The following is a 22,897-nucleotide window of genomic DNA, read 5'->3' on the forward strand; positions in this document are numbered from 1 at the left end:
TTTTTTTGTTAAAAAGGGGAGTAATAAGAGAAGAAAGAAGCTGTGGATAATAAAATAAAGGTATTTTTTAAAAAAGATATTCACATGTGGATAGTTACGAATTAGAAGAAAAGGTGAGTGTGTGGACAAGTCGTAGAAGATAAAATAGTAAATAACATGTGGATATCTTTTCAAATGTAGTTGTAATATGATATTCTAATAAGTTAGTGACACTAATTTTAAAAATAGCAAAATTGATATAGATAGTAGAAAGGTTGGAGGTGAAAAAAATGGATGTAGATACAATAGCAGCAATATCGACTCCAATAGGTGAGGGTGCAATTGCAATTGTTCGCTTAAGTGGGAATGAGGCAATAAAAATTGCGGGTCAATTGTTTCATGGAACTGATTTAAATAAGGTAGAGTCACATACGATCCATTATGGAAAGATAGTAGATCCAGTAACAAATGAGGTTGCAGAAGAAGTGATGGTAACGGTTATGAGAGGGCCAAAAACATTTACGAGAGAAGATGTTGTTGAAATAAATTGCCATGGTGGATTAGCATCTGTGAATCGATTACTGGAATTGAGTCTTAGTCAAGGTGCTCGTTTGGCTGAACCTGGTGAATTTACGAAACGTGCATTTTTAAATGGACGGATTGATTTATCCCAGGCAGAGGCTGTAATGGATTTAATTCGTGCTAAAACAGATAAAGCAATGAATGTTGCTTTAAAACAAATGGATGGAAAGTTATCAAAATTGGTGCAGACATTAAGGCAACAACTATTAGAAACTGTTGCACATGTCGAAGTGAATATTGATTACCCAGAGTATGATGATGTAGAAGAAATGTCCCATGAAATGCTTATAACCAAGACGAAGGAAGTTTACGTAGAAATAGAAAGATTATTGCAAATGGCAAAGCAAGGTAAAATTCTAAGAGAAGGACTTGCAACTGCTATTATAGGGAGGCCAAATGTAGGGAAGTCCTCCTTATTAAATGCACTTGTTCAAGAAACAAAGGCTATTGTTACAGACATACCAGGTACAACAAGAGATGTCATAGAGGAATACGTTAATATTAGGGGAATTCCACTACGATTAGTTGATACAGCTGGAATCAGAGAAACAGAAGATATTGTAGAACGTATAGGTGTTGAACGATCTAGACAAGTGTTAAAAGAGGCGGATTTAATTCTCCTTGTATTAAATAATGGGGAAGAATTAACAGAGGAAGATATTAAATTATTTCAGGCAGTTGATGGATTAGAAGTAATTGTAATAGTTAATAAGACAGACTTAGAACAACGCATTGATATACAAAGGGTAAAAGAGTATGCGAAAGGGCATAAAGTGATTACAACTGCTTTAATAGAGGAAAAAGGGATCAATGATCTTGAGACTGCTATAGCAGAAACATTTTTTGCAGGTCATCTTGATGCAGGCGACCTCTCCTATGTATCCAATGTTCGTCATATTCAATTACTGAAACAATCTCTTGATGCATTAACAGAAGCAATGAATGGGATGGAAGCAGGTGTTCCAATCGATCTTGTGCAAATAGATGTTACGAGAGCTTGGGAACTTCTAGGCGAAATTATTGGGGATACAGTTCATGATAGTCTTATTGATCAATTATTCTCCCAGTTCTGTTTAGGTAAGTAATTTTGAGAATAATTATTTAAATTGTAGTTTTTGATAAAAGGAGAGAATATAAACGATGACTTATGATGCTGGCCATTATGATGTAATTGTAATTGGAGCAGGTCACGCTGGATGTGAGGCGGCTTTTGCTGCTGCTCGCCGAGGTGCTAAGACGTTGATGCTATCACTAAATTTAGATATGATTGCATTTATGCCTTGTAACCCTTCTATTGGTGGACCTGCAAAAGGAATTGTAGTAAGAGAAGTAGATGCTTTAGGTGGCTTAATGGGAAAAGTAATTGATAAAACGTATATTCAAATGCGTATGTTAAATACAGGTAAAGGACCTGCTGTACGTGCACTTCGAGCACAAGCGGATAAACCTTTATATATGCAAGAAATGAAACGTCTATTAGAAAATGAAGAAAACCTTACATTAAGACAGGCAATGGTTGAGAAACTTATCGTGGAGGATGGTGTCTGTAAGGGAGTTATTACCGAAACAAAAGCAGCATACCGTGCTGAATCGGTAGTCATTACTACAGGTACCTTTATGCGTGGAAGAGTCATAATAGGGGATGTATCATATGAAAGTGGACCAAATAATCAAAGAGCATCTGTAAAATTAGCTGAGAATCTAGAAGAGTTGGGATTTGAGTTAGTCCGTTTTAAAACTGGAACCCCACCAAGGGTAAACAACCATACTATTGATTACTCAAAAACAGAAATTCAACCGGGCGATGAAAACCCAAGACATTTCTCTTACGAAACAACAGAGGCAATACTAGACCAAATACCTTGTTGGTTAACTTATACAAATGAGTTTACTCACAAAATAATTAACGATAATCTTGGTTTATCCGCAATGTATTCAGGAATGATTAAGGGAACAGGCCCTCGCTATTGTCCATCTATTGAGGATAAAATAGTTCGATTCCATGATAAACCACGCCATCAAATCTTTTTAGAACCAGAGGGACGTAGTACAGAAGAAGTATATGTACAAGGATTATCGACTTCCTTACCAGAATACGTACAGAGAGAAATACTCCGAAGTATTCCAGGGCTTGAGAATTCAGAGATTATGAGAGCGGGCTATGCGATAGAATATGATTCAGTTGTACCAACGCAACTATGGCCTACATTAGAATTAAAAAATATACCAGGTCTATTCACTGCAGGACAAATTAATGGAACTTCTGGTTATGAAGAAGCGGCTGGACAAGGATTAATGGCAGGAATAAATGCAGCTTCAAAAGCACTAGGAAAAGAGACAGTTATTCTAGACCGTTCACAAGCATACATTGGAGTCCTTATTGACGATTTAGTTACAAAAGGGACAAATGAACCTTATCGATTACTAACGTCAAGAGCAGAGTATCGGTTGCTATTACGCCATGACAATGCAGACATAAGACTAACAGATATAGGACATGAAATTGGTCTAGTTACAGAAGAACGTTATCAAAACTTCTTAGAGAAGAAAAAGCTTATTGAAGAAGAGAAGTTGCGTCTAGAAAATATAACATTAAAACCTACAGATCAATTACAAGAAATAATAGAGGCTGCAGGTGGTACAGCACTTCGCGATGCATTAAAGGCGGCTGATCTATTAAAACGACCTGAAATGAAATATGAGATGATTGAAGCAGTAACCCCTTCTGATAAGGAACTTTCATGGGAAGTGAAGGAACAAATTGAAATACAAATTAAGTATGAAGGTTACATTTCTAAAGCGAATCAGCAAGTAGACAGAATGAAAAAGATGGAAAATAAGCTGATACCAGATGATATTGACTATGACGATATTAGTGGTATTGCAACAGAAGCTAAGGAAAAGTTGAAAAAGGTACGCCCATTATCAGTTGGTCAGGCTTCACGTATTTCGGGGGTTAATCCTGCCGATGTATCGATATTACTTGTATATATTGAACAAGGAAAAATAGCTAGAGTATCTAATGAGTAAAAGAAAGGGAAAGGAATTTCACTAATGAATGTAAACACCTTTCAAGAAAAGTTAAAAGAAGAAGGTATAGAACTATCTGATATACAATTGAAGCAATTCGAAGTTTACTATGAAACGTTAGTAGAGTGGAATGAGAAGATTAATTTAACTGCTATAACGGAGAAGGAAGAGGTATATACTAAACACTTTTTTGACTCAATTACAGCTGCTTTTCATTCTGATTTCACTAAGGATATTCATATTTGTGATGTAGGGGCAGGAGCAGGCTTTCCTAGTATTCCATTAAAGATCTGTTTCCCGAATATTAAGGTAACCATTGTAGATTCTTTACAAAAACGTATTACCTTTCTAAATCATCTTGCCAATCAACTGGAAATTACAGGAGTGTCCTTTTATCATGATCGTGCAGAGTTATTTGGAAATAATGCCTCCTTTCGAGATAAATTTGATGTAGTAATGGCGAGAGCAGTAGCTAGAATGTCAGTATTGAGTGAACTGTGTTTACCTCTTTGTAAAACAGGTGGCACATTTATTGCAATGAAGGGACCAAATTTTCAGTCAGAACTTAAAGACTCAAAAGGGGCAATCGAGCTATTAGGTGGAGAGATTAGGGATGTTCATACATTTCAACTTCCAGAAGATAGTGGAGAAAGAAATATTGCGTTAATCAATAAGAAAAGAAAGACGCCGAAAAAATATCCAAGAAAACCTGGTGTTCCAAATAAGTCACCATTAGCATAGTAAAAAAACATTACTTCAAACTAGTTTGAAGTAATGTTTTTTTATAGCAATATCACATACATGCAGATAGTTAAAAAATGCTTCTATTATAGATATAAACTATGTCTTTTTGATCATGCATTTTCTTGTTGAGTAGGGGATTTCTTATAGTTACGGAAGCTAGTATAGGATTGCACCACTTTATTTTGCAAAATGAATTAGCGTAACTTATTATAAATATTACTTAACTGTATTCACCAAACATTTTTAAGGATGACGAACTATATACGTATGATATTTAGTAGATATGTGATAGAATAATAGAAGGAATCGCCGTAATTTATATTATAATAAGCTTTTTATAAACATTAACAAAGTACTCATGTTTCACGTGAAACATTTTGACTTATGTTGTGGTAAATAATTGAGGATAGTTAAAAAAAGGTGGTGTTTGTTTATGTTACACCCTTTTAGCCGTATATTTGGCCTAGGTGAAAAGTCAGTCGAAGAAGCAGAAGCAGAAACAGAAGAATTTCTTCCCGATGAGGTTACTCAATTACCAGTAAAGGCAATTGAACCCAATCGTTATCAACCTCGATCTATTTTTAATCAAGAAAAGATAGAAGAACTTGCACAAACAATACATACGCATGGTATGATACAGCCGATTGTGGTACGTAAACTACAAGAGGATGATGCAAGATATGAATTAATAGCTGGTGAGAGACGTTGGCGTGCTGTTCAACACCTCGGTTGGGAGAAAGTTCCTGCAATTATTCGAGAAATGACAGAGGCTGAAACTGCTTCAGTAGCATTAATTGAAAATTTACAACGTGAAGAATTAACTGTTATTGAAGAAGCGATGGCGTATGCTAGATTATTAGAAATACACGGACTTACTCAAGAAGCATTGGCTCAAAGATTGGGTAAAAGTCAGTCAACGATTGCTAATAAGATGCGATTACTTAAATTGCCAGAGAAAGTACAAATGGCAATATTAGAAAAGAAGATTACAGAGCGTCATGCACGTGCATTAATTGGGTTAAAAGATCCGGAGAAACAAGAAAAGTTACTTGAAGAGATTATCGAAAAAGGGTTGAATGTAAAGCAAACCGAAGAAAGAATTGCTAAGATGCTAGAAGAAAAAGTGAAGAAAAAGAAGCCGAAGCTAAAAGGTATTAATAAAGATATGCGAATTGCAATGAATACCATAAGGCAATCGCTAACTATGGTGACAGACACCGGTATTGACTTAGAAACTGATGAACAAGATTATGATGATTATTATCAAATCACTATTAAAATACCTAAGAAAAAATAATAAAACACTTTATTCCCATCTTCGTATGAAAATGAAAGATGGGTATTTTTTGCCAATATTTAGCTTTTTTGTATATAAAGATTTTTAGACATAATAACTTTTTTATTTACAATTTTATTAAAAACAGTGATTAAAGAAAAAAAGATGATAGAATATAAATTATAGAGTTTAGAGGTAGGTGACACCATGGGAAAAGTAATCGCCGTTGCAAACCAAAAAGGTGGCGTCGGAAAAACTACTTCAGCAGTTAATTTAAGTGCATGTCTTGCCTACTTAAACCATAAGGTATTACTTGTTGATATTGATCCTCAAGGAAATGCAACAAGTGGTGTGGGTATCAATAAAGCAGACATGGATCAATGTATTTATAATGTATTGGTCGATGACTTAGAAGCTGAAAAGGTTTGTGTAAATACATGTGTTGAAAATTTAGATATAATTCCTGCAACGATTCAACTTGCTGGTGCGGAAATTGAACTAGTTCCAACAATCTCCAGAGAAGTTCGTTTGAAAAAGGCAATTGATAGTGTAAAAGAGAACTATGACTATGTCATTATCGACTGTCCGCCTTCCCTTGGCTTATTGACGATTAACTCATTAACAGCATCAGATAGTGTTTTAATCCCTGTACAATGCGAATATTATGCATTGGAAGGGTTAAGCCAACTACTGAACACAATTCGATTAGTTCAAAAGCATTTAAATAAAGAACTAATGATTGAAGGTGTGCTATTAACAATGTTGGATGCTAGAACAAATCTAGGTATTCAGGTTATTGAAGAAGTAAAAAAATACTTTCAAAATAAAGTTTATCAGTCTGTTGTTCCAAGAAATATAAGACTTGGAGAAGCGCCAAGTCACGGTCAACCGATCATTGTGTATGATCCGAAATCACGAGGCGCTGAAGTTTATCTAGACTTAGCAAAGGAAGTGATCGCGAATGGCGAAAGGGTTAGGGAAAGGAATTAATGCTTTTTTTCCTGAGTTAGATACAAACGAAGAAGAGTCAGTTCAAGATGTACTTGTAAAGGATTGTCGGCCAAATCCTTACCAACCAAGGAAGACATTCCATGCGGATGCTATTGAAGAGTTAAAAGAGTCTATTATTCAGCATGGGATATTGCAACCTATAATTGTTAGGAAAAGTATTAAAGGTTATGAGATTGTAGTAGGGGAAAGACGGTTTAGAGCTGCTAAAGAAGCGGGTTTAACCAAGATTCCTGCTATTGTAAAGGAATTAACCGATGAAAAGATGATGGAGTTAGCTTTACTTGAGAACTTACAAAGAGAAGATTTGACTCCAATTGAAGAAGCTCAAGCATATTCTAACTTAATGAGAGAATTAAATATAACACAAGAAGATTTATCTAAAAGACTAGGGAAAAGCAGGCCTCATATTGCTAACCTTGTTCGATTATTAAGTCTGCCTGATCAAGTCAGTGCTTTAATTAATAATGGAGAATTATCCATGGGACATGGTAGAGCTTTACTTGGTTTAAAAGATAAAAGTAAAGTAATTCCTGTTGTTAATAAAATAAGACAGGAAAAATTAAATGTAAGACAAGTTGAGCAGTTAATCACGAAACTAAATGAAAAAACACCGGTTGCTAAGCAAGTATCTAAAAAGAAGGATATATTTATTGCTGAAAGAGAAAGTAAATTACGAGATTACTTTGGTACTGGAGTTACTATTCATAAAGGTAAGAAGAAAGGCAAGATAGAGATAGAATTCTTTTCAGATGATGATTTAGAACGTATTCTAGGAATGTTTCAGTGATAAACTGACTGTAGTAGTCTGATCATAAGTATCTATGATCAGGCTATTTATTTATATAAAATACTTAAACAATCGAATGTTTCACGTGAAACATTAAAATGGAGTTGTCGAGATGGTTTTGTTTGGTACATTAATAAACGGTTTATGTATCGCTATAGGTACAATTATAGGATTGTTTTTTACTAAAATACCCGAAAGAATTAAGGAAACAATCCTAAGTGGAATAGGGCTTGCTGTCATACTGATAGGTATTCAAATGGCATTAAAAGTAGAGAATGTCGTTATCTTATTATTAAGTTTGTTAACAGGAGCTGTTATAGGAGAAATGCTCCATCTTGAAAAAAGGTTAAATAACTTTGGCAAGTGGATTGAGTCTAAATTTAATCGTAAGAATTCACAAAGTACGATTGCTCAGGGGTTTATAACAGCAACTTTAATATTTGTTATTGGTGCAATGTCTATAGTTGGTTCTTTAGATAGTGGATTAAGAGGAGATCATGAAATTTTAATAACAAAGGCTTTCTTAGATGGATTCATGTCGTTGGTTTTAGCTACTACACTTGGATTTGGTGTTATATTATCGGTATTTCCAGTTGTTATTTATCAGGGAACAATTGCGCTATTAGCTACTCAGATTGAACAATGGTTACCAGCAGCTTTTCTCGATCAATTTATCGTCGAAATGACAGCAACAGGTGGATTATTAATTGTTGCAATAGGGTTGAACATTTTAAACATAACTAAAATTAGAATTGCTAATTTGTTACCTTCTCTTGTTACTGTAGGGATAATAGTATTTATAAGTCAATATATTATTGGATAAAAGGTTAGCGATTGCTAACCTTTTATTGTCTTTAAATTATCAATTCCACATTAATATCCTATTGAATCCTTCACAACGTCTATAGACTCTACAGTAAGTAATTCTTTATTTACTTATTTGATGAGTGCAATCACTCGCTTCGGCGGAATACTCCGCTTTTCGTGGGCACGGCCTCAGCCTCCTCATCAGCAAAGCACGCTTCTTCCGGGGTCTTCGGACGCGTGCTGTTCCTACAGAAGTCTCCGTATTCTGCCTACGCTAGATTCTATTTTCTAATGCAATTGTGAGTAATACATGAAATGAATTAATGAAGCATACTTCCTATTGTTAAACAGTTGTGCTAGTGGAGGAAATATACGGAGACTCCTGCGCGAGCCCGCGGAAAGCGTAGTATATTTCCGGAACGGCTGTCCAACATTCACTTAAAAAAATATAGAACTTAGTAACTGCAGATTTTTCTCATATGCGAAGGTAGGAATTAGATAGTAAAGTAGGTTAAGATTTCATATGTTTCTTTATCTATGTGCTATTTAATTATAAGGAGGTATTGCTATAGCCACTTTAATTTCTAATCATACTTCAATGTGTGTTTTTTATTAAAGAGAAACACTCTCCGACTTATAAGTGATTTTAGGAGTATGTAAAGTTATAATCCTGTCTAATTGATAAATAGAATTAGAAATTTTTCGCGCTAATTGCATAACGATATGCAAACGAGTATTTTGTAGAACCAAGTATTCCATAAATCCACTTATATTTACCACAGCAGATAGATGAACGTCCCCGACACCTGGTAAATCTTTATTTAAGGCTGCTCCCGGTCGAATAGGCCCCTTTTTGGTAATAATAGACCCAATGGACTTAACTTTGCCTAAACAAGCATCTATGGCAATAACGAAAGGTGCATTATGTTTTTGATAGATTTGTTTTAATTTTTCCTCTAAATTTTTTGCATGAACAGGATCCTTTAACGTACCATATACAGTTAAGTTATTTAGGTTTTTATCATTAAGTAATGTTCCAGTTAGTGGCCCTAGTGAATCACCAGTGGAACGATCTGTACCAATACATACAATGACAATTTCCACAGGGGAAGAGGGTAACCAATTAAATAATGTATTGCTAATCTCAGCTACAGCTGAAGGATCTTGTAATTCACAACGAACTTCATCATTTTTTAAAGATAATTTGTCTCGAAGATTCATAGCTTTTCCTCCTTGAACATATTGGTATAAGTATACGGATTTTTATATCAATCTATACATCATTAGAAAAAAAGAATGTGGAGGAAAAAAGCTATGTGGAAATCTGGACTAAAATGGATGTTTTTAATTATAGGAACGATGATAGGAGCTGGTTATGCATCAGGAAGAGAACTCTGGCAATTTTTTGGTAATGAAAGTGGACTAGCCATTCTGCTTTTTACTATTTTATTCTCCTTATCAACATTTGTTATTCTAAAAATAAGCTTTGATAAGAAAACTAGTCATTATCTTCCTATCTTGCAGGAATTGGTCGGTAAGAAATTAGCAGTTTTATATGATGGAATGATATTCATTTATTTATTTTCCACAACCGTTATTATGCTAGCTGGAAGTGGAGCAACACTAGAAGCTTTTCATTTACCAAATTGGTTGGGAATACTAATTATATCCATACCTCTGATAATAGTTTTTATTAGAGATATAGATGGCGTATTGTCTCTTAATAGCTTTATCCTTCCATTATTAATTGTAGGTTTATTAAGTGTGTTAGTTTCCTTTTCTGTACAACAGGATCTTGCTTTTTTACCAGACATATCTAAGCAAAGGAATTGGACAGCTGCATTCACTTTTACTGCGCTAAATATATTGCCTTTAATTGCAGTTCTAGGTGCAATTGGGAAACAGGTGAAGCGTAAAGGAGAGGTATGGATCGCAAGTATGGGAAGTGGGTTAGTGCTGGGGGTCATTTCATACATATATAACAATAGCTTAATTCAGATCTCTGATGAGGTGCTATTATATGAAATTCCACTTTTTGCGATCTTAAGACATTATCCATATTTGATGTTCGTGTTTATTTCTATATTACTCTGGTTAGCCATTTTTACTACTGCTGTATCAGGAACCTTGGGGTTAGTAACAAGATTTAGAGAGAGAATAAAGGCGCCTTTATGGGTCATTGCAATCTGTATCGTTATCCCAATGCTTCCTTTAACTAGTATTGGTTTCTCGACACTGATTGAATATCTATACCCATTATACGGATTACTAAATTTGTATGTTCTGTCTTCACTTATCCTATACCCGATCATAAATAGATACAAAACAGGTCAAAAATGATAGAATACATTTACAAGTTGAGTGTTGGAGGAAGTGAAGTGTCTTTATTAGAAAAACAATGGCAAAAGGTATGGGATAAGGTTACTGGTCCAGATTTGTGGATATTAATAGGGGAAGGGTTCTTAAGGATTCTTCTTATTATCATCCTTACTAGTTTTATCGTACGTGTAGGCTCCAAGTTAGTGGAAAGAATCTTCAGACAGCGTGATAGGGGCCCTTTTAAAATCTCACAAAGAAGAGAGAACACGTTAAAGAAGTTAGTACAAAATACATTAAGTTATGTTGTGTATTTTACGGCTTTTATTATGATACTAGATACATTAACCATACCAATAGGCGCTTTGTTAGCTGGTGCAGGAGTAGCAGGTCTAGCCATTGGTTTTGGAACACAGAATTTGGTCAGGGATATAATTACAGGTTTCTTCATTATTTTTGAAGATCAATTTTCTGTGGGTGACTATGTTCGTACGGCTAGTATAGAAGGAATTGTAGAAGAAATAGGGTTACGAACTACCAAGGTAATGAGTTGGACAGGAGAATTGCATATTATTCCTAATGGAAACATAACACAGGTCACAAATTATTCCATTCATAATAGTATTGCAGTTGTAGATGTAAACATTCCATATGAAGTAGATATAGCGCATGCGGAACAGGTAATCGAGGATCTAGTTAAAGAAATGCCTGATCAATATCCACAATTAATTTCAATGCCAGAGACTTTAGGGGTTCAAATGTTGGAAACATCCCATGTTGTGCTTAGAGTGATTGCTGAAGTAAGACCGATGGAACATTGGGCAATGGCAAGAATCCTTAGAAAAGAAATTAAGGCGCGATTCGATCAATTTGGAATTGATATTCCATTGCCACGTCTAGTAATGTATTCTAGAGATAACTTAAATAAAGGTTAAGGGGTGGGTATGAATGTCCAGTGAAAGAGAATATCAAATAAATGATGTCGTTCAGATGAAGAAATCTCATCCTTGTGGTGAAAACCGGTGGCGAATAATTAGAATGGGAATGGATATAAGGATAAAGTGTGAAGGCTGTGGACACAGTGTCCTTATTCCAAGAAAACGTTTTGAGACCAAAATGAAGAAAGTGGTAGAGCGTGTAGGTGATTAAATTTAACTTAAACATATAAGTTTGCCACTTTTCTTTTACAACAGTTGGACAAGATACTTCACTGTTTTAAGTAGACAGGATATTAGTGTCTATATAAAACTGTGATAAGTTAAACAGAAACCTTAAATTAATGTTTCACGTGAAACATATTAAAAAATGTATTGCTCGATTGCTTAAATTTAATATTTTTCTTTATAGAATATTGAAAAACAAGGAGAACTTATACCTTGTTTTTTTAATTTGATAACTTGTCTTTTAGTTCAAGTGTATCTATAATTGGTATGACTGAAACGTTCATATGAGCGGTACCCTTAAGGAGTGGAAGTTTTTATGGCATTAACAGCAGGAATTGTAGGTCTTCCGAACGTTGGAAAATCTACATTATTTAACGCGATTACTCAAGCTGGTGCAGAATCAGCTAATTATCCATTTTGTACAATCGATCCTAACGTAGGAATTGTTGAAGTTCCTGATTATCGTCTAGGTAAATTAACTGAATTAGTAAAACCTAAAAAAACAGTACCAACTGCATTTGAGTTTACAGATATTGCGGGAATTGTAAAAGGTGCCAGTAAAGGGGAAGGGTTAGGTAATCAATTTCTATCCCACATTAGACAGGTTGATGCAATTTGTCATGTAGTTAGATGTTTTCAAGATGAAAATATCACACATGTTTCAGGCAAAGTGGACCCTATTTCTGATATAGAAACGATTAATTTAGAACTAATTTTAGCTGATTTAGAAACAGTAACTAAGCGTATTCAACGTGTTGAAAAGATGGCTAAACAAAAAGATAAAGAAGCTGTTATAGAGTTCGATATTCTTACTAAGCTAAGAGATGCCTTTGAAGAGGAACAACCTGCAAGAGCAGTAGAGTTTAGTGAAGAACAAATGAAAATAGTTAAAGGATTACACCTATTAACGAGTAAGCCTATTTTATATGTTGCAAATGTTGGAGAAGATGAACTTCTTGAAGCAGATGATAATCCTAGCGTTATAAAAGTAAGAGAATTTGCTGCTAATGAACAAGCAGAAGTAATTGTTATAAGTGCTAAAGTGGAATCAGAGATTGCGGAGTTAGATGGGGAAGAGAAGGAAATGTTCTTAGAAGAGCTAGGAATTGCCGAGTCTGGTCTTGATCAATTAATCAAAGCGACATACCATTTATTAGGCTTGGCGACTTATTTCACGGCTGGAGAACAAGAAGTAAGGGCCTGGACATTTAGAAAAGGTATTAAGGCTCCCCAAGCAGCGGCTATCATTCATACTGATTTTGAAAGAGGATTTATCAGGGCTGAAACAGTTTCTTACGATGACTTAGTAGCAGCTGGATCTATGTCTGTAGCAAAGGAAAAGGGAAAAGTTAGATTAGAAGGTAAAGAATATTTGGTGAAAGACGGCGATGTAATGCATTTCCGTTTTAATGTGTAAGTTAGGATCATAGTAGGTAATAATTTATCCATAGACAAGCCTTGCACTTTGTTTTCATCTTTGATATAATACTTCATTGTGAGTAATTAACATTTATTACTCCTTGTTCTTTCAATAATGGAAGAACCGCTAAGTCCAAAAGGAGGTGCAAAACGGATGAGAAAATATGAAATTATGTACATCGTCCGCCCAAATATCGAAGAGGAAGCACAAACAGCTCTAATTGAGCGTTTTAACGGCATCCTTACTGATAACGGAGCGGAGATCGAAAAAGTTGAAGAAAAAGGCAAAAAACGCCTTGCATATGAAATCAACGATTTTCGTGATGGATACTATGTTCTAATTAACTTTAAAGGTGATCAAAACGCTATAAATGAATTCGATCGTCAAGCGAAGTTCTCTGATGACATTATTCGTCACATTGCGATTCGTGAAGACGAACAATAAGGAGTGGTTCTGATGTTGAATCGTGTCGTTCTCGTAGGCAGATTAACGAGGGATCCCGACTTACGCTATACACCAAATGGCGTAGCAGTAGCTAATTTTACCTTAGCTGTAAACAGACCTTTTTCCAATCAACAGGGTGATAGAGAAGCAGATTTTATTAACTGTGTTATATGGAGACGTCCGGCAGAAAACCTTGCAAACTTTATGAGTAAAGGGAGCATGGTAGGAGTGGATGGCCGTATTCAAACACGTAGCTTTGAAGGCCAGGATGGAAAAAGAGTATTTATAACGGAAGTTGTTGCTGATTCTGTACAATTCCTTGAAACGAAGGGTAATTCCTCATCTCAAGGTGGAGGACAAGGATCACAAGGATTCCGTCCAAATCAGAACCAATCAAACAATAATAACAACAATAATAATGATTATAGACCTAATGAAGAGGATCCGTTTAGAGATAACGGTGAACCTATTGATATTTCTGATGATGATTTACCATTCTAATTTAAAAGGAGGTTTTCCTTATGGCAGCTCGTCGTGGTCGTGCAAAGCGTCGTAAAGTGTGTTATTTTACAGCGAATGGAATTACACACATCGACTATAAAGATGTAGATTTACTAAGACGTTTCGTTTCTGAACGTGGAAAAATTCTTCCTCGTCGTGTAACTGGAACTTCTGCAAAGTACCAACGTAAATTAACAAGAGCAATCAAACGTTCTCGTCAAATGGCATTATTGCCATACGTGACTGAGTAGTTAATTATGAAAACCTATCTGTTTATACAGATAGGTTTTTTTTTGATGACCATAGTAGTCTATATCCTTACTAGTTGGTAGTTATCCTAGTCTTAGAAATCAATAGAAAGAGTATATTTATACGATGAAAATAATATAAATAGATAGCGTTTTCAATATAAATGTTCTGTTATATATGTTGACAAACTTTATAATTCTGCTATGATAAATGAAAATTCAAAATTCTTAATAAATATGAAGATGGAGAAAGGTTCATTGAATAGGAAACTTAAGAGAGCTGGTGGTTGGTGAAAACCAGTGTTTCTAGCAGTGAGTAGCACTCCGGAATAGGTAAGCTGAAATATAGTAAGTTTACCCGGAACATGCCCGTTATGCATGATGCCAATGAAGACTGTGGAATATTGCACAGTGAAAAAGGGTGGTACCGCGTGAGTTAACTTTTCGCCCCTTACCAAGTAGTAGGGGGTGGGAAGTTTTTTTATTTATTTATATTTAAATACACTTTTATATGTTTTATAAATTTTAGGAATTGTTCTCATTTATGTTTATTTAGTAGCCAATAGAATTTTTATTTTATTAGGAGGTAAGGTAATGACAACATTTAAAGTTTTAATCAGTGATCCGTTAAGTGAAGAAGGTATTCAACCATTAAGGGAAGCAAGTAATATTGAAGTAGTAGTGGATACAGATCTATCTCCAGCTGAATTAGCGGATAAAATTGGCCAATTTGATGCATTATTAGTTCGTAGCCAGACTAAAGTGACGAGAGAAATCATCAATAAAGCTACTAATTTAAAGATCATCGGTCGTGCTGGTGTTGGGGTAGATAACATAGATTTAGATGCAGCTACGGAACACGGTATAATTGTTGTTAATGCACCAGACGGAAATACTAATTCTGCAGCAGAGCATACAATAGCCATGATTATGTCATTAGCACGTAAAATTCCTCAGGCATTTTATGCACTCAAAAATCAAAAGTGGGATCGGAAATCACATGTAGGTGTAGAACTGAAAGGGAAGACATTAGGCGTTATTGGGCTAGGTAGAATAGGAGCTGAGGTAGCTACAAGAGCTAAAGGGCAAAGGATGAATATTATTGCCTATGATCCGTTTCTAACTGCTGAAAAGGCCGAAAAAATGGGTGTTGACTATGGTACTGTAGAGGATGTTGTCCGACAAGCAGACTTTATTACGGTTCATACACCATTATTAAAAGAGACAAGGCACTTGATTAATAAAGAAGCATTTGAAATGATGAAAGACGGTGTGCAAATTGTTAACTGTGCTCGTGGAGGTATCATTGATGAAGAGGCTCTCTACGAAGCAATCATAAACAAGAAGGTCGCAGGAGCTGGGTTAGATGTATTTGAAGAAGAGCCTGCCGTTAATCATAAATTACTTGAACTTCCTGAAGTCATTGCAACGCCACACTTAGGTGCAAGTACTATAGAGGCTCAGGAAAATGTAGCAATAGACGTTAGTGAAGATGTAGTTGGCTTTTTAACTGGAGGTTTAGCTAGAAACCCTGTGAATTTACCTTCTGTTGCCAAGGATGTTATGAAACGAATTGAGCCATATTTCAACCTATCTGAAAAACTTGGTACGTTTCTTACACACCTAACTAAAGATGTGATTGAAGAGATTAATATCGTTTACTCAGGAGAGTTAACAGAGCTTGAGGTTGCCCCTTTAACTAGAAATACAATAAAGGGAATTCTTAAACGCCATTTAGGAAGTCATGTTAATGATGTTAATGCCTCTTTCCTAGCCGAGAAAAAAGGTATTGATGTTAATGAGCAAAAGTCTAAAGCAACTAAAGGATTCACAAATCTTTTAAAAGTAGAAGTCAAAACAAAGGCTGCTACCAGAACAATCGCTGGTACCCTGCTAAATGGTCTCGGAGCAAGAATTGTTCAAGTTGATAATTATAGTGTTGATGTTGTACCAGAGGGACATATAGTATTTATTCGTCATAAAGACCAACCTGGGGCAATAGGTAAGGTTGGTAGCTTATTAGCAGAAAATGAAATAAATATCGCGACTATGCAGGTAGGTCGTTCTAATGTTGGTGGCGATGCAATTATGATTTTAACGGTTGATAAGCTTTTAAACGATAATGAGTTACAGCAATTAAATAACCTAGATGATATTAACGGTGTGACAGCAATAGAACTATAAAAAGTATTCCTTAACAGATACAAAAGAAACTTCCAAAGAACAATAAAAAAGCTTAGTCCTAACATAGTTGGGACTAAGCTTTTACTTTTACAAATAAAAGCCTACAAGTGTACTAATTATTTTATATCATTTAATATAGAAAATAATTGCTCTAAATGATTGATTTCGTATGTAGGTTTTACCTCACTTCTTGGTTTATCTTCTCGATTAATCCAAACATTTCGAATACCTGCTCGATTAGAACCAAGAATATCTGTCATTAAGTTATCTCCGACCATAATGACATCATCTTTGTCCTGATTAGCTTTATCTAGTGCATACTCAAAAATATCGGGATCAGGTTTCCCTTTACCAAATGCACCTGAGATGATTATGTGGTCAAAATAGGGGCGTAGCCTAGACGTGATTTCCAATTTGGTATTTTGTAGACTAGGAGAACCGTTAGTAAGTAAAAGTAATTGATAGTCATCTTTTAATTTATCTAAAACATCGAAAGTATCCTCATAAACAAATGGATTATCTTTACGATTAATAGGGAATTGCTCTGCAAGATGTGTAGCAAAGTCTTTATCATCAATACCAATTTGTTTAAGGCCATTAAACCAGGCATCTTTTCGATAAGACGGTACGATTTTACTCATCTTTTTAAAATTATCCCCACTATCCAAGAAATCCCCCCAAAGTCCTTCAAAAGGGTTTATTCCAATCATCTGTGTAAAATCATATGTTTCATAAGAAGCATAAAGTATCTTAGCTTCTTCTCGTACAGCGTCTTCTAACTGTGCTGGATTTACCCTGTATTTTTCTTCTGCAAGTTTACAGGTAGCGATAAATGCCTGTTTGACACTTTTCTTATCCCAAAGTAGTGTATCATCTAGATCGAAAAAGATAGATTTTATCATTATTACCCTCCAAAAAATTAATAGAAAAAGCAGGTCATTCCTTATATTATAAAGTAAACGGATATATTTTCAATGTAATATAAATATTCTGAATACCCTTCCATATATATGAATTAACAATAAAAGTGAACACTTAGTGAATGAAGTCAACTGGAAACAGAAAGATTTGTAATACCGTGTCATAATGTTTATAATCGAGTAATGAACTTAGTCGTTAGAAGCTAGTGAAAAAAGCACAGCAAAGATAGCTGTGCTTTTTCTGACAATGTTTGAAAAGTTAGTTGAATCGATAAAGAGGTGTCTCAATGAATAAAAAAGTATTACAGGAAGGATTGTTATTTGCCGCTATATATATGCTATTAATCATAATAACGGTAATCGTTCCTGCTTCGGAGATATTAACTGTATTTTTACTGCCTATACCAATTATTGTGTATACAGTAAGGAATGGGAACATCTCTGCATGTTTGTTTGTCTTATTTCTATTAGTAGTGTCACTGTTTTATATGATGATCTTATCATTCCCACTTACACTTCTTGCAGGATTAGGGGGATTGTTTATTGGGATGGCTATTAATCAAAAGTTATCAGCCTATGAGATCTTAGCGAGAGGGACTGCTGGTTTTGTACTTGGGATGTTAATGATATTTATTTTTGTACAGTTAGTTTTTGGAATAAATATTATAAATGAATTAAACCAGACGATGGAACAATCGATAAATACAACACAGGAGTTAATGAACAGTTTTGGAATTCAACAATTTACTCCAGAAGAGTTAGATCAAATCCGTGAAGAAATTATGGTTGTTGTCGACTTACTTCCAGTTATATTTGTCGTTATGGCTTTATTCCTTGCATTTATAACGGAATGGCTTAGTTTTAAAGTATTGAATAAGCTAGAAAAGACAAAACTTTATTTTCCGCCATTTAGAAATTTTGTATTGCCTAAAATATTAGTGTGGGTATATCTATTTACCATTATTTTTTCATCATTTGATTATGAAACTAATAGTATGATGTATCAAGTGAGCATTAATGTATCTCAATTAACAGGCATACTTATCGCACTACAAGGGATATCTTTTATCTTTTATTGGACTTATATGAAAAAGGCTTCCATAGCAATACCAATAATTGTTACTGTATTTACTGTTCTTTTTCTACCTATTGGACTTTATTTGGCCAGAATCTTAGGTATAATTGATTTAGGTTTTTCATTAAGAAAGAAATTAAAAGCAAAGTGAGCTCGAATTTTGAGTTTGGGAGCTGATTATCATGCCAGATTTTTTTAAGAAGCCAGTAATGAGCAATCATTTATGGATCATATATGGTTTATCCATTATTCTCCTAGGATTTATTTGGTATTACCAGTTTTTCTTTGGAATCATTATGACCATTCTGCTTGTAGTTTCTTTATACAATAGTATTCGAACAGAGCAACAGCTGTTGAATGAGACAGAAGAATATATCACTACGCTATCTTACCGAGTTAAAAAGGTAGGGGAAGAAGCTTTATTAGAAATGCCAATTGGTATCGTTTTGTATAGTGAGGATTATGTCATTGAATGGACTAATCCGTACATGAATAAATTTACTACAGATGAAAATGTAGTTGGAAAGACCTTAGCTGATTTATCAGACGATTTAATACCGATGATTAAAGAAGATAAGGATGAGATTTGGATACCTTTAGATGAATTCGAATTTCAAGCAATAAACAAGAAAGATGAACGATTATTATATTTGTTTGACCGTACGAAGCAGACTGAAATTCAAAACTTATATCATAATGAACAAACTGTTTTAGGGATTATTTTCTTAGATAATTATGAAGAGATCACACAAGCGATGGACGACACTGCTAAAAGCCAGATTAATTCACGTGTAACCTCCATCCTAAATGAATGGTCAACACAGTTCGGTATCTATCTAAAGCGTACATCACAGGAAAGATTTTTAGCAGTAATGAATCAACAAATACTAGAACAGTTAGAAAAGTCTAAGTTTGAAATATTAGATGAGGTACGCGAACTTATATCAGATAAGAATGTACCACTAACACTAAGTATAGGTATAGGTCTTGGCGGTGTGTCGCTACCTATCCTTGGAGAATTAGCACAATCTAGTTTAGACTTAGCATTAGGTCGTGGTGGCGACCAAGTGGTGATTAAAGAAGAAGCAGGTAAGGTCCGTTTCTATGGTGGTAAAACAAACCCAATGGAAAAACGAACTAGGGTTAGAGCACGCGTAATTTCACATGCTTTAAAGGAATTAGTTCGTGAGAGTGAAAATGTTATAATTATGGGACATAAATCACCAGACATGGATTCTATTGGTGCTGCTATTGGGATCCTCAAAGTAGCTTTAGCAAATAGTGTGGAAGGATATATTATTTTAGATGAAAATGATATTGATACTGGTGTTCAACGATTAGTAGAGGAAATTAAAGAAGATGATGAATTGTGGTCGTATTTCGTGGATCCAGACGATGCGATGAATATGGTTACAAAGAATACATTATTAGTAGTTGTTGATACACACAAGCCTTCACTAGTTGCCGAAGAACGACTATTGAATAAAACAGATCACGTAGTGGTTATTGACCACCATAGACGTGGAGAAGAATTCATCGATCATCCAACGTTGGTCTATATGGAACCATATGCGTCTTCCACTGCAGAATTGGTAACAGAATTACTAGAATATCAACCTAAAGATTTAAAAATAAATATGCTTGAATCAACGGCACTGTTAGCTGGTATTATTGTTGATACGAAAAGCTTTACCTTAAGAACAGGATCTCGAACATTCGATGCAGCGTCCTATTTACGATCAAAAGGTGCAGATACAGTACTTGTACAAAAGTTCATGAAAGAGGACCTCAATATTTATGTAAAACGTAGTCATCTTATTGAAAATACACAAATTTATCGCGATGGCATTGCTATTTCTATGGGTAAGGCTGGGGAAGCATTTGGACCTGTAGTTATTGCACAAGCAGCAGATACGCTTTTAACCATGACAGGGATTGAAGCCTCTTTTGTTATTTCAGAACGGGTTGATAAACGCATAGGGATTAGTGCAAGATCTCTAGGAAATGTAAATGTCCAAATCATAATGGAAAGGTTAAACGGCGGTGGCCATTTAACAAATGCAGCGACTCAACTAGATGATATGTCAGTTGAAGAAGCATACGGTTTACTAAAAACAGTTATAGATGAGTATTATGAGGGGAGAGATTCAGAATGAAAGTAATTTTTACTGAAGATGTAAAAGGCAAAGGGAAAAAAGGAGAAGTGAAAAATGTATCTGACGGATACGCACGAAATTATCTTTTGAAAAACAACCTTGCTGTGGAAGCAACTGGCGGAAATATGAAAGCATTAAGCGCACAGAAAAATAAGGAAAAGCAATTAGAGCAAGAAGAAGTTGATCAAGCAAAACAACTTAAAGAAAAACTAGCGAACATCGAAGTTAATGTAAAAGCAAAGTCTGGTGAAGGTGGCCGTTTATTTGGTTCTATAACTAGCAAGCAAATTGCAGATGAGTTGAAGAAATCATATAAAATTAAGTTGGACAAGCGTAAAATTGAGTTAGATAATCCAATTAGGGCGTTAGGCTATTCTAATGTCCCTGTAAAACTTCATCCAGAGGTTACAGGGACTATAAAAGTACATGTTACGGAAGAGTAAGTAATAGAATGAAATGATGAAGATGGGAGGATTAAATCCTCCCATTATCTAATTATCTAGTAAAATAAACAAAAAATGCTGTATGAATAGTAGAATAGAATCTTCTTAGAAAGGAGCCTCACAAATGAGCGAACAATTCAATGATCGTACCCCACCACATAATATTGAAGCGGAACAGGCAATTTTAGGTGCGATATTTTTAGAGCCTGAAGCCTTGTCTACTGCATCAGAATTATTAATGCCAGAGGATTTTTACCGTGCTAGTCATCAAAGAATTTTTAATGTGATGCTGAGACTGTCAGATAAAGGTGAGCCGATAGATTTAGTAACAGTGACTACCGAGTTATCCAATGCTAAAATATTGGATGAGGTAGGAGGAGTTTCTTATCTTAGTGACCTCGCAAATGCTGTGCCAACCGCTGCCAATGTTGGGTACTATTGTAAAATGGTAGAGGAAAAGGCTGTTCTTAGAAGATTAATTCGTACAGCAACAGACATTGTAACGGATAGCTTTTCTAAAGAAGATGAGGTTGAAGATGTACTAAACGATGCAGAGAAAAAAATCCTAGAGGTTTCTAATAGACAAAACTCTGGATCCTTTAAAAATATTAAAGATGTTTTAATAGAAGTTTATGATAATATCGAACAGTTACACCAAAATCATGCAGACGTTACAGGAATACCAACAGGTTTTAGGGATTTAGATAAGATAACTTCTGGATTCCAACGAAATGATTTAATTATTGTTGCCGCCCGTCCATCAGTTGGTAAAACAGCCTTTGCTTTAAATATTGCCCAGAACGTAGCTGTTAAAACAGATGAAAATGTGGCGATATTTAGTCTAGAGATGGGTGCTGAACAGCTTGTCCAACGTATGTTATGTGCTGAAGGGAATATTGATGCTACTAGATTACGAACCGGAAGCCTAGAATCTGAGGATTGGGGCAAGTTGACTATGGCGATGGGGAGTCTATCGAATGCAGGCATTTATATAGATGATACGCCAGGAATAAGGGTAAGTGATATTCGATCCAAATGTCGTCGATTAAAACAAGAACATGGACTAGGAATGATTTTAATTGACTACCTACAATTGATTGCAGGTAGCGGTAAATCTGGTGGAGAGAATCGTCAGCAAGAGGTATCCGAGATTTCTCGTTCACTAAAAGGTTTAGCAAGAGAGTTAAATGTCCCGTTAATTGCCCTTTCACAGTTATCACGTGGTGTTGAATCGAGACAGGATAAACGCCCAATGATGTCCGACTTACGTGAATCAGGAAGTATTGAACAAGATGCTGATATCGTAGGGTTCTTATATCGTGATGATTATTATGATAAAGAGTCTGAAAAACAAAATATCATTGAAATCATATTAGCGAAGCAACGTAATGGTCCAGTAGGTACTGTAGAACTAGCTTTTGTTAAAGAGTATAATAAGTTCGTAGACTTAGATCACCGCTATCAGGAAAGTGATGTTCCACCAGTTGGAGTTGGAAGTGGTGCTTAGTATAGAATAGACAAAAAAGGATTACCTATAATAGGGTAATCCTTTTTTGTCTATTCTATTTTTGACTAAACTAACTTACGAACTAAGATAAAAAAGAGTAAAACACTAATAACTTTAGTGTTTTACTCTGATAAAGTACGGTATAATAAATACGAACAAATTAATCTATTTTTATATAAATTGTTCGTAAATTAGTTTGACAATGTAGGTTGGTATTGGTAAACTTAGCTTGGTAAGAAATCTTGGTAAATACCAAGCCTTATAGATGAAGGTAATCGTCTAATTTCATAAATACTATCATCAT

Annotated in this window: 21 protein-coding genes and 1 other annotated feature; of the genes, 19 read left to right on the top strand and 2 right to left on the bottom strand. The window is 35.0% G+C overall.

Annotated features, from left to right (window positions below):
* Positions 1-269 precede the first annotated feature (269 nt).
* The 7 genes from mnmE (at position 270) to H7K77_RS06250 (ending at position 8,232) form a co-directional block, all read left to right on the top strand.
* Positions 270-1,646, top strand: a complete 1,377-nt coding sequence (mnmE, locus tag H7K77_RS06220) for a tRNA uridine-5-carboxymethylaminomethyl(34) synthesis GTPase MnmE (RefSeq protein ID WP_186576864.1) — start codon at positions 270-272, stop codon at positions 1,644-1,646.
* A gap of 55 nt (positions 1,647-1,701) precedes the next feature.
* A complete protein-coding gene (gene mnmG, locus H7K77_RS06225; protein ID WP_186576865.1) occupies positions 1,702-3,591 on the top strand; it encodes a tRNA uridine-5-carboxymethylaminomethyl(34) synthesis enzyme MnmG in 1,890 nt (629 codons plus the stop codon).
* 24 nt (positions 3,592-3,615) lie between these two features.
* Positions 3,616-4,332 (top strand): 16S rRNA (guanine(527)-N(7))-methyltransferase RsmG, encoded by a 717-nt coding sequence (gene rsmG / locus H7K77_RS06230; RefSeq protein ID WP_186576866.1) that lies wholly within the window; start codon positions 3,616-3,618, stop codon positions 4,330-4,332.
* Positions 4,333-4,768: 436 nt separating this feature from the next.
* A complete protein-coding gene (gene noc / locus H7K77_RS06235) occupies positions 4,769-5,632 on the top strand; it encodes a nucleoid occlusion protein (protein WP_186576867.1) in 864 nt (287 codons plus the stop codon).
* Positions 5,633-5,818: 186 nt separating this feature from the next.
* The gene (locus H7K77_RS06240) at positions 5,819-6,601 is read left to right on the top strand and encodes a ParA family protein (RefSeq protein ID WP_186576868.1); all 783 of its coding nucleotides are present in this window, start codon (positions 5,819-5,821) and stop codon (positions 6,599-6,601) included.
* Positions 6,573-7,409, top strand: a complete 837-nt coding sequence (locus H7K77_RS06245; protein WP_186576869.1) for a ParB/RepB/Spo0J family partition protein — start codon at positions 6,573-6,575, stop codon at positions 7,407-7,409. Before H7K77_RS06240 ends, H7K77_RS06245 begins: the two co-directional genes overlap by 29 nt.
* A 112-nt stretch (positions 7,410-7,521) precedes the next feature.
* Positions 7,522-8,232: a DUF554 domain-containing protein gene (locus H7K77_RS06250; RefSeq protein WP_186576870.1), complete on the top strand. Its 711-nt coding sequence runs from the start codon at positions 7,522-7,524 to the stop codon at positions 8,230-8,232.
* A 596-nt stretch (positions 8,233-8,828) separates the two neighbouring features.
* Here H7K77_RS06250 and yyaC read toward each other — a convergent pair.
* Positions 8,829-9,437, bottom strand: coding sequence for a spore protease YyaC (gene yyaC, locus H7K77_RS06255; RefSeq protein ID WP_186576871.1), 609 nt, complete (start codon positions 9,435-9,437; stop codon positions 8,829-8,831).
* A gap of 93 nt (positions 9,438-9,530) precedes the next feature.
* On the opposite strand from yyaC, the gene H7K77_RS06260 reads away from it, so the two are divergent.
* The 8 genes from H7K77_RS06260 to serA all read left to right on the top strand — a co-directional run bounded on the left by H7K77_RS06260 (position 9,531) and on the right by serA (position 16,492).
* A complete protein-coding gene (locus H7K77_RS06260) occupies positions 9,531-10,556 on the top strand; it encodes a YkvI family membrane protein (RefSeq protein WP_186576872.1) in 1,026 nt (341 codons plus the stop codon).
* Between the two features lie 38 nt (positions 10,557-10,594).
* Positions 10,595-11,467 carry a mechanosensitive ion channel family protein gene (locus H7K77_RS06265; RefSeq protein ID WP_328701051.1) on the top strand — a complete coding sequence of 291 codons (873 nt, stop codon included), beginning with the start codon at positions 10,595-10,597 and terminating at the stop codon, positions 11,465-11,467.
* Positions 11,468-11,480: 13 nt separating this feature from the next.
* The gene (locus H7K77_RS06270; protein ID WP_186576874.1) at positions 11,481-11,681 is read left to right on the top strand and encodes a DUF951 domain-containing protein; all 201 of its coding nucleotides are present in this window, start codon (positions 11,481-11,483) and stop codon (positions 11,679-11,681) included.
* A gap of 330 nt (positions 11,682-12,011) precedes the next feature.
* Positions 12,012-13,112: a redox-regulated ATPase YchF gene (gene ychF, locus H7K77_RS06275; RefSeq protein ID WP_186576875.1), complete on the top strand. Its 1,101-nt coding sequence runs from the start codon at positions 12,012-12,014 to the stop codon at positions 13,110-13,112.
* A gap of 156 nt (positions 13,113-13,268) precedes the next feature.
* A complete protein-coding gene (gene rpsF, locus H7K77_RS06280; RefSeq protein WP_186576876.1) occupies positions 13,269-13,559 on the top strand; it encodes a 30S ribosomal protein S6 in 291 nt (96 codons plus the stop codon).
* A 12-nt stretch (positions 13,560-13,571) separates the two neighbouring features.
* A complete protein-coding gene (gene ssb / locus H7K77_RS06285; RefSeq protein WP_186576877.1) occupies positions 13,572-14,060 on the top strand; it encodes a single-stranded DNA-binding protein in 489 nt (162 codons plus the stop codon).
* Between the two features lie 20 nt (positions 14,061-14,080).
* Positions 14,081-14,311, top strand: a complete 231-nt coding sequence (gene rpsR / locus H7K77_RS06290) for a 30S ribosomal protein S18 (RefSeq protein ID WP_186576878.1) — start codon at positions 14,081-14,083, stop codon at positions 14,309-14,311.
* Between the two features lie 228 nt (positions 14,312-14,539).
* Positions 14,540-14,763: a binding site (T-box leader), on the top strand.
* Positions 14,764-14,902: 139 nt separating this feature from the next.
* Complete coding sequence (serA, locus tag H7K77_RS06295; protein ID WP_186576879.1) at positions 14,903-16,492, top strand: phosphoglycerate dehydrogenase; 1,590 nt, start codon at positions 14,903-14,905, stop codon at positions 16,490-16,492.
* 116 nt (positions 16,493-16,608) lie between these two features.
* Here the strand turns inward: serA and H7K77_RS06300 are convergent, their stop codons facing one another.
* Entirely contained in the window at positions 16,609-17,394 is a 786-nt protein-coding gene (locus H7K77_RS06300) for an HAD family hydrolase (RefSeq protein ID WP_186576880.1), read from the bottom strand.
* A 305-nt stretch (positions 17,395-17,699) separates the two neighbouring features.
* Here H7K77_RS06300 and H7K77_RS06305 point away from each other — a divergent pair, with 305 nt between their 5' ends.
* The 4 genes from H7K77_RS06305 (at position 17,700) to dnaB (ending at position 22,593) form a co-directional block, all read left to right on the top strand.
* Positions 17,700-18,638, top strand: a complete 939-nt coding sequence (locus tag H7K77_RS06305) for a YybS family protein (protein ID WP_186576881.1) — start codon at positions 17,700-17,702, stop codon at positions 18,636-18,638.
* 31 nt (positions 18,639-18,669) lie between these two features.
* Positions 18,670-20,643, top strand: a complete 1,974-nt coding sequence (locus H7K77_RS06310; protein ID WP_186576882.1) for a DHH family phosphoesterase — start codon at positions 18,670-18,672, stop codon at positions 20,641-20,643.
* Entirely contained in the window at positions 20,640-21,086 is a 447-nt protein-coding gene (gene rplI, locus H7K77_RS06315; protein ID WP_186576883.1) for a 50S ribosomal protein L9, read from the top strand. The genes H7K77_RS06310 and rplI overlap by 4 nt, the downstream gene beginning before the upstream one ends.
* Before the next feature lie 124 nt (positions 21,087-21,210).
* Positions 21,211-22,593, top strand: coding sequence for a replicative DNA helicase (gene dnaB, locus H7K77_RS06320; RefSeq protein ID WP_186576884.1), 1,383 nt, complete (start codon positions 21,211-21,213; stop codon positions 22,591-22,593).
* The last annotated feature ends 304 nt before the right edge of the window (positions 22,594-22,897 follow it).

Origin of the sequence: Aquibacillus kalidii (assembly GCF_014280935.1) — a bacterium.
In the GTDB taxonomy this organism is placed as follows: domain Bacteria; phylum Bacillota; class Bacilli; order Bacillales; family Amphibacillaceae; genus Aquibacillus_D; species Aquibacillus_D kalidii.

Excerpts from the sequence above, each read along its gene's own strand:
- mnmE (WP_186576864.1), top strand. The coding sequence starts at position 270 with ATGGATGTAGATACAATAGCAGCAATATCGACTCCAATAGGTGAGGGT.
- mnmG (WP_186576865.1), top strand. The coding sequence starts at position 1,702 with ATGACTTATGATGCTGGCCATTATGATGTAATTGTAATTGGAGCAGGT.
- rsmG (WP_186576866.1), top strand. The coding sequence starts at position 3,616 with ATGAATGTAAACACCTTTCAAGAAAAGTTAAAAGAAGAAGGTATAGAA.
- noc (WP_186576867.1), top strand. The coding sequence starts at position 4,769 with ATGTTACACCCTTTTAGCCGTATATTTGGCCTAGGTGAAAAGTCAGTC.
- H7K77_RS06240 (WP_186576868.1), top strand. The coding sequence starts at position 5,819 with ATGGGAAAAGTAATCGCCGTTGCAAACCAAAAAGGTGGCGTCGGAAAA.
- H7K77_RS06245 (WP_186576869.1), top strand. The coding sequence starts at position 6,573 with ATGGCGAAAGGGTTAGGGAAAGGAATTAATGCTTTTTTTCCTGAGTTA.
- H7K77_RS06250 (WP_186576870.1), top strand. The coding sequence starts at position 7,522 with ATGGTTTTGTTTGGTACATTAATAAACGGTTTATGTATCGCTATAGGT.
- yyaC (WP_186576871.1), bottom strand. The coding sequence starts at position 9,437 with ATGAATCTTCGAGACAAATTATCTTTAAAAAATGATGAAGTTCGTTGT.
- H7K77_RS06260 (WP_186576872.1), top strand. The coding sequence starts at position 9,531 with ATGTGGAAATCTGGACTAAAATGGATGTTTTTAATTATAGGAACGATG.
- H7K77_RS06270 (WP_186576874.1), top strand. The coding sequence starts at position 11,481 with ATGTCCAGTGAAAGAGAATATCAAATAAATGATGTCGTTCAGATGAAG.
- ychF (WP_186576875.1), top strand. The coding sequence starts at position 12,012 with ATGGCATTAACAGCAGGAATTGTAGGTCTTCCGAACGTTGGAAAATCT.
- rpsF (WP_186576876.1), top strand. The coding sequence starts at position 13,269 with ATGAGAAAATATGAAATTATGTACATCGTCCGCCCAAATATCGAAGAG.
- ssb (WP_186576877.1), top strand. The coding sequence starts at position 13,572 with ATGTTGAATCGTGTCGTTCTCGTAGGCAGATTAACGAGGGATCCCGAC.
- rpsR (WP_186576878.1), top strand. The coding sequence starts at position 14,081 with ATGGCAGCTCGTCGTGGTCGTGCAAAGCGTCGTAAAGTGTGTTATTTT.
- serA (WP_186576879.1), top strand. The coding sequence starts at position 14,903 with ATGACAACATTTAAAGTTTTAATCAGTGATCCGTTAAGTGAAGAAGGT.
- H7K77_RS06300 (WP_186576880.1), bottom strand. The coding sequence starts at position 17,394 with ATGATAAAATCTATCTTTTTCGATCTAGATGATACACTACTTTGGGAT.
- H7K77_RS06305 (WP_186576881.1), top strand. The coding sequence starts at position 17,700 with ATGAATAAAAAAGTATTACAGGAAGGATTGTTATTTGCCGCTATATAT.
- H7K77_RS06310 (WP_186576882.1), top strand. The coding sequence starts at position 18,670 with ATGCCAGATTTTTTTAAGAAGCCAGTAATGAGCAATCATTTATGGATC.
- rplI (WP_186576883.1), top strand. The coding sequence starts at position 20,640 with ATGAAAGTAATTTTTACTGAAGATGTAAAAGGCAAAGGGAAAAAAGGA.
- dnaB (WP_186576884.1), top strand. The coding sequence starts at position 21,211 with ATGAGCGAACAATTCAATGATCGTACCCCACCACATAATATTGAAGCG.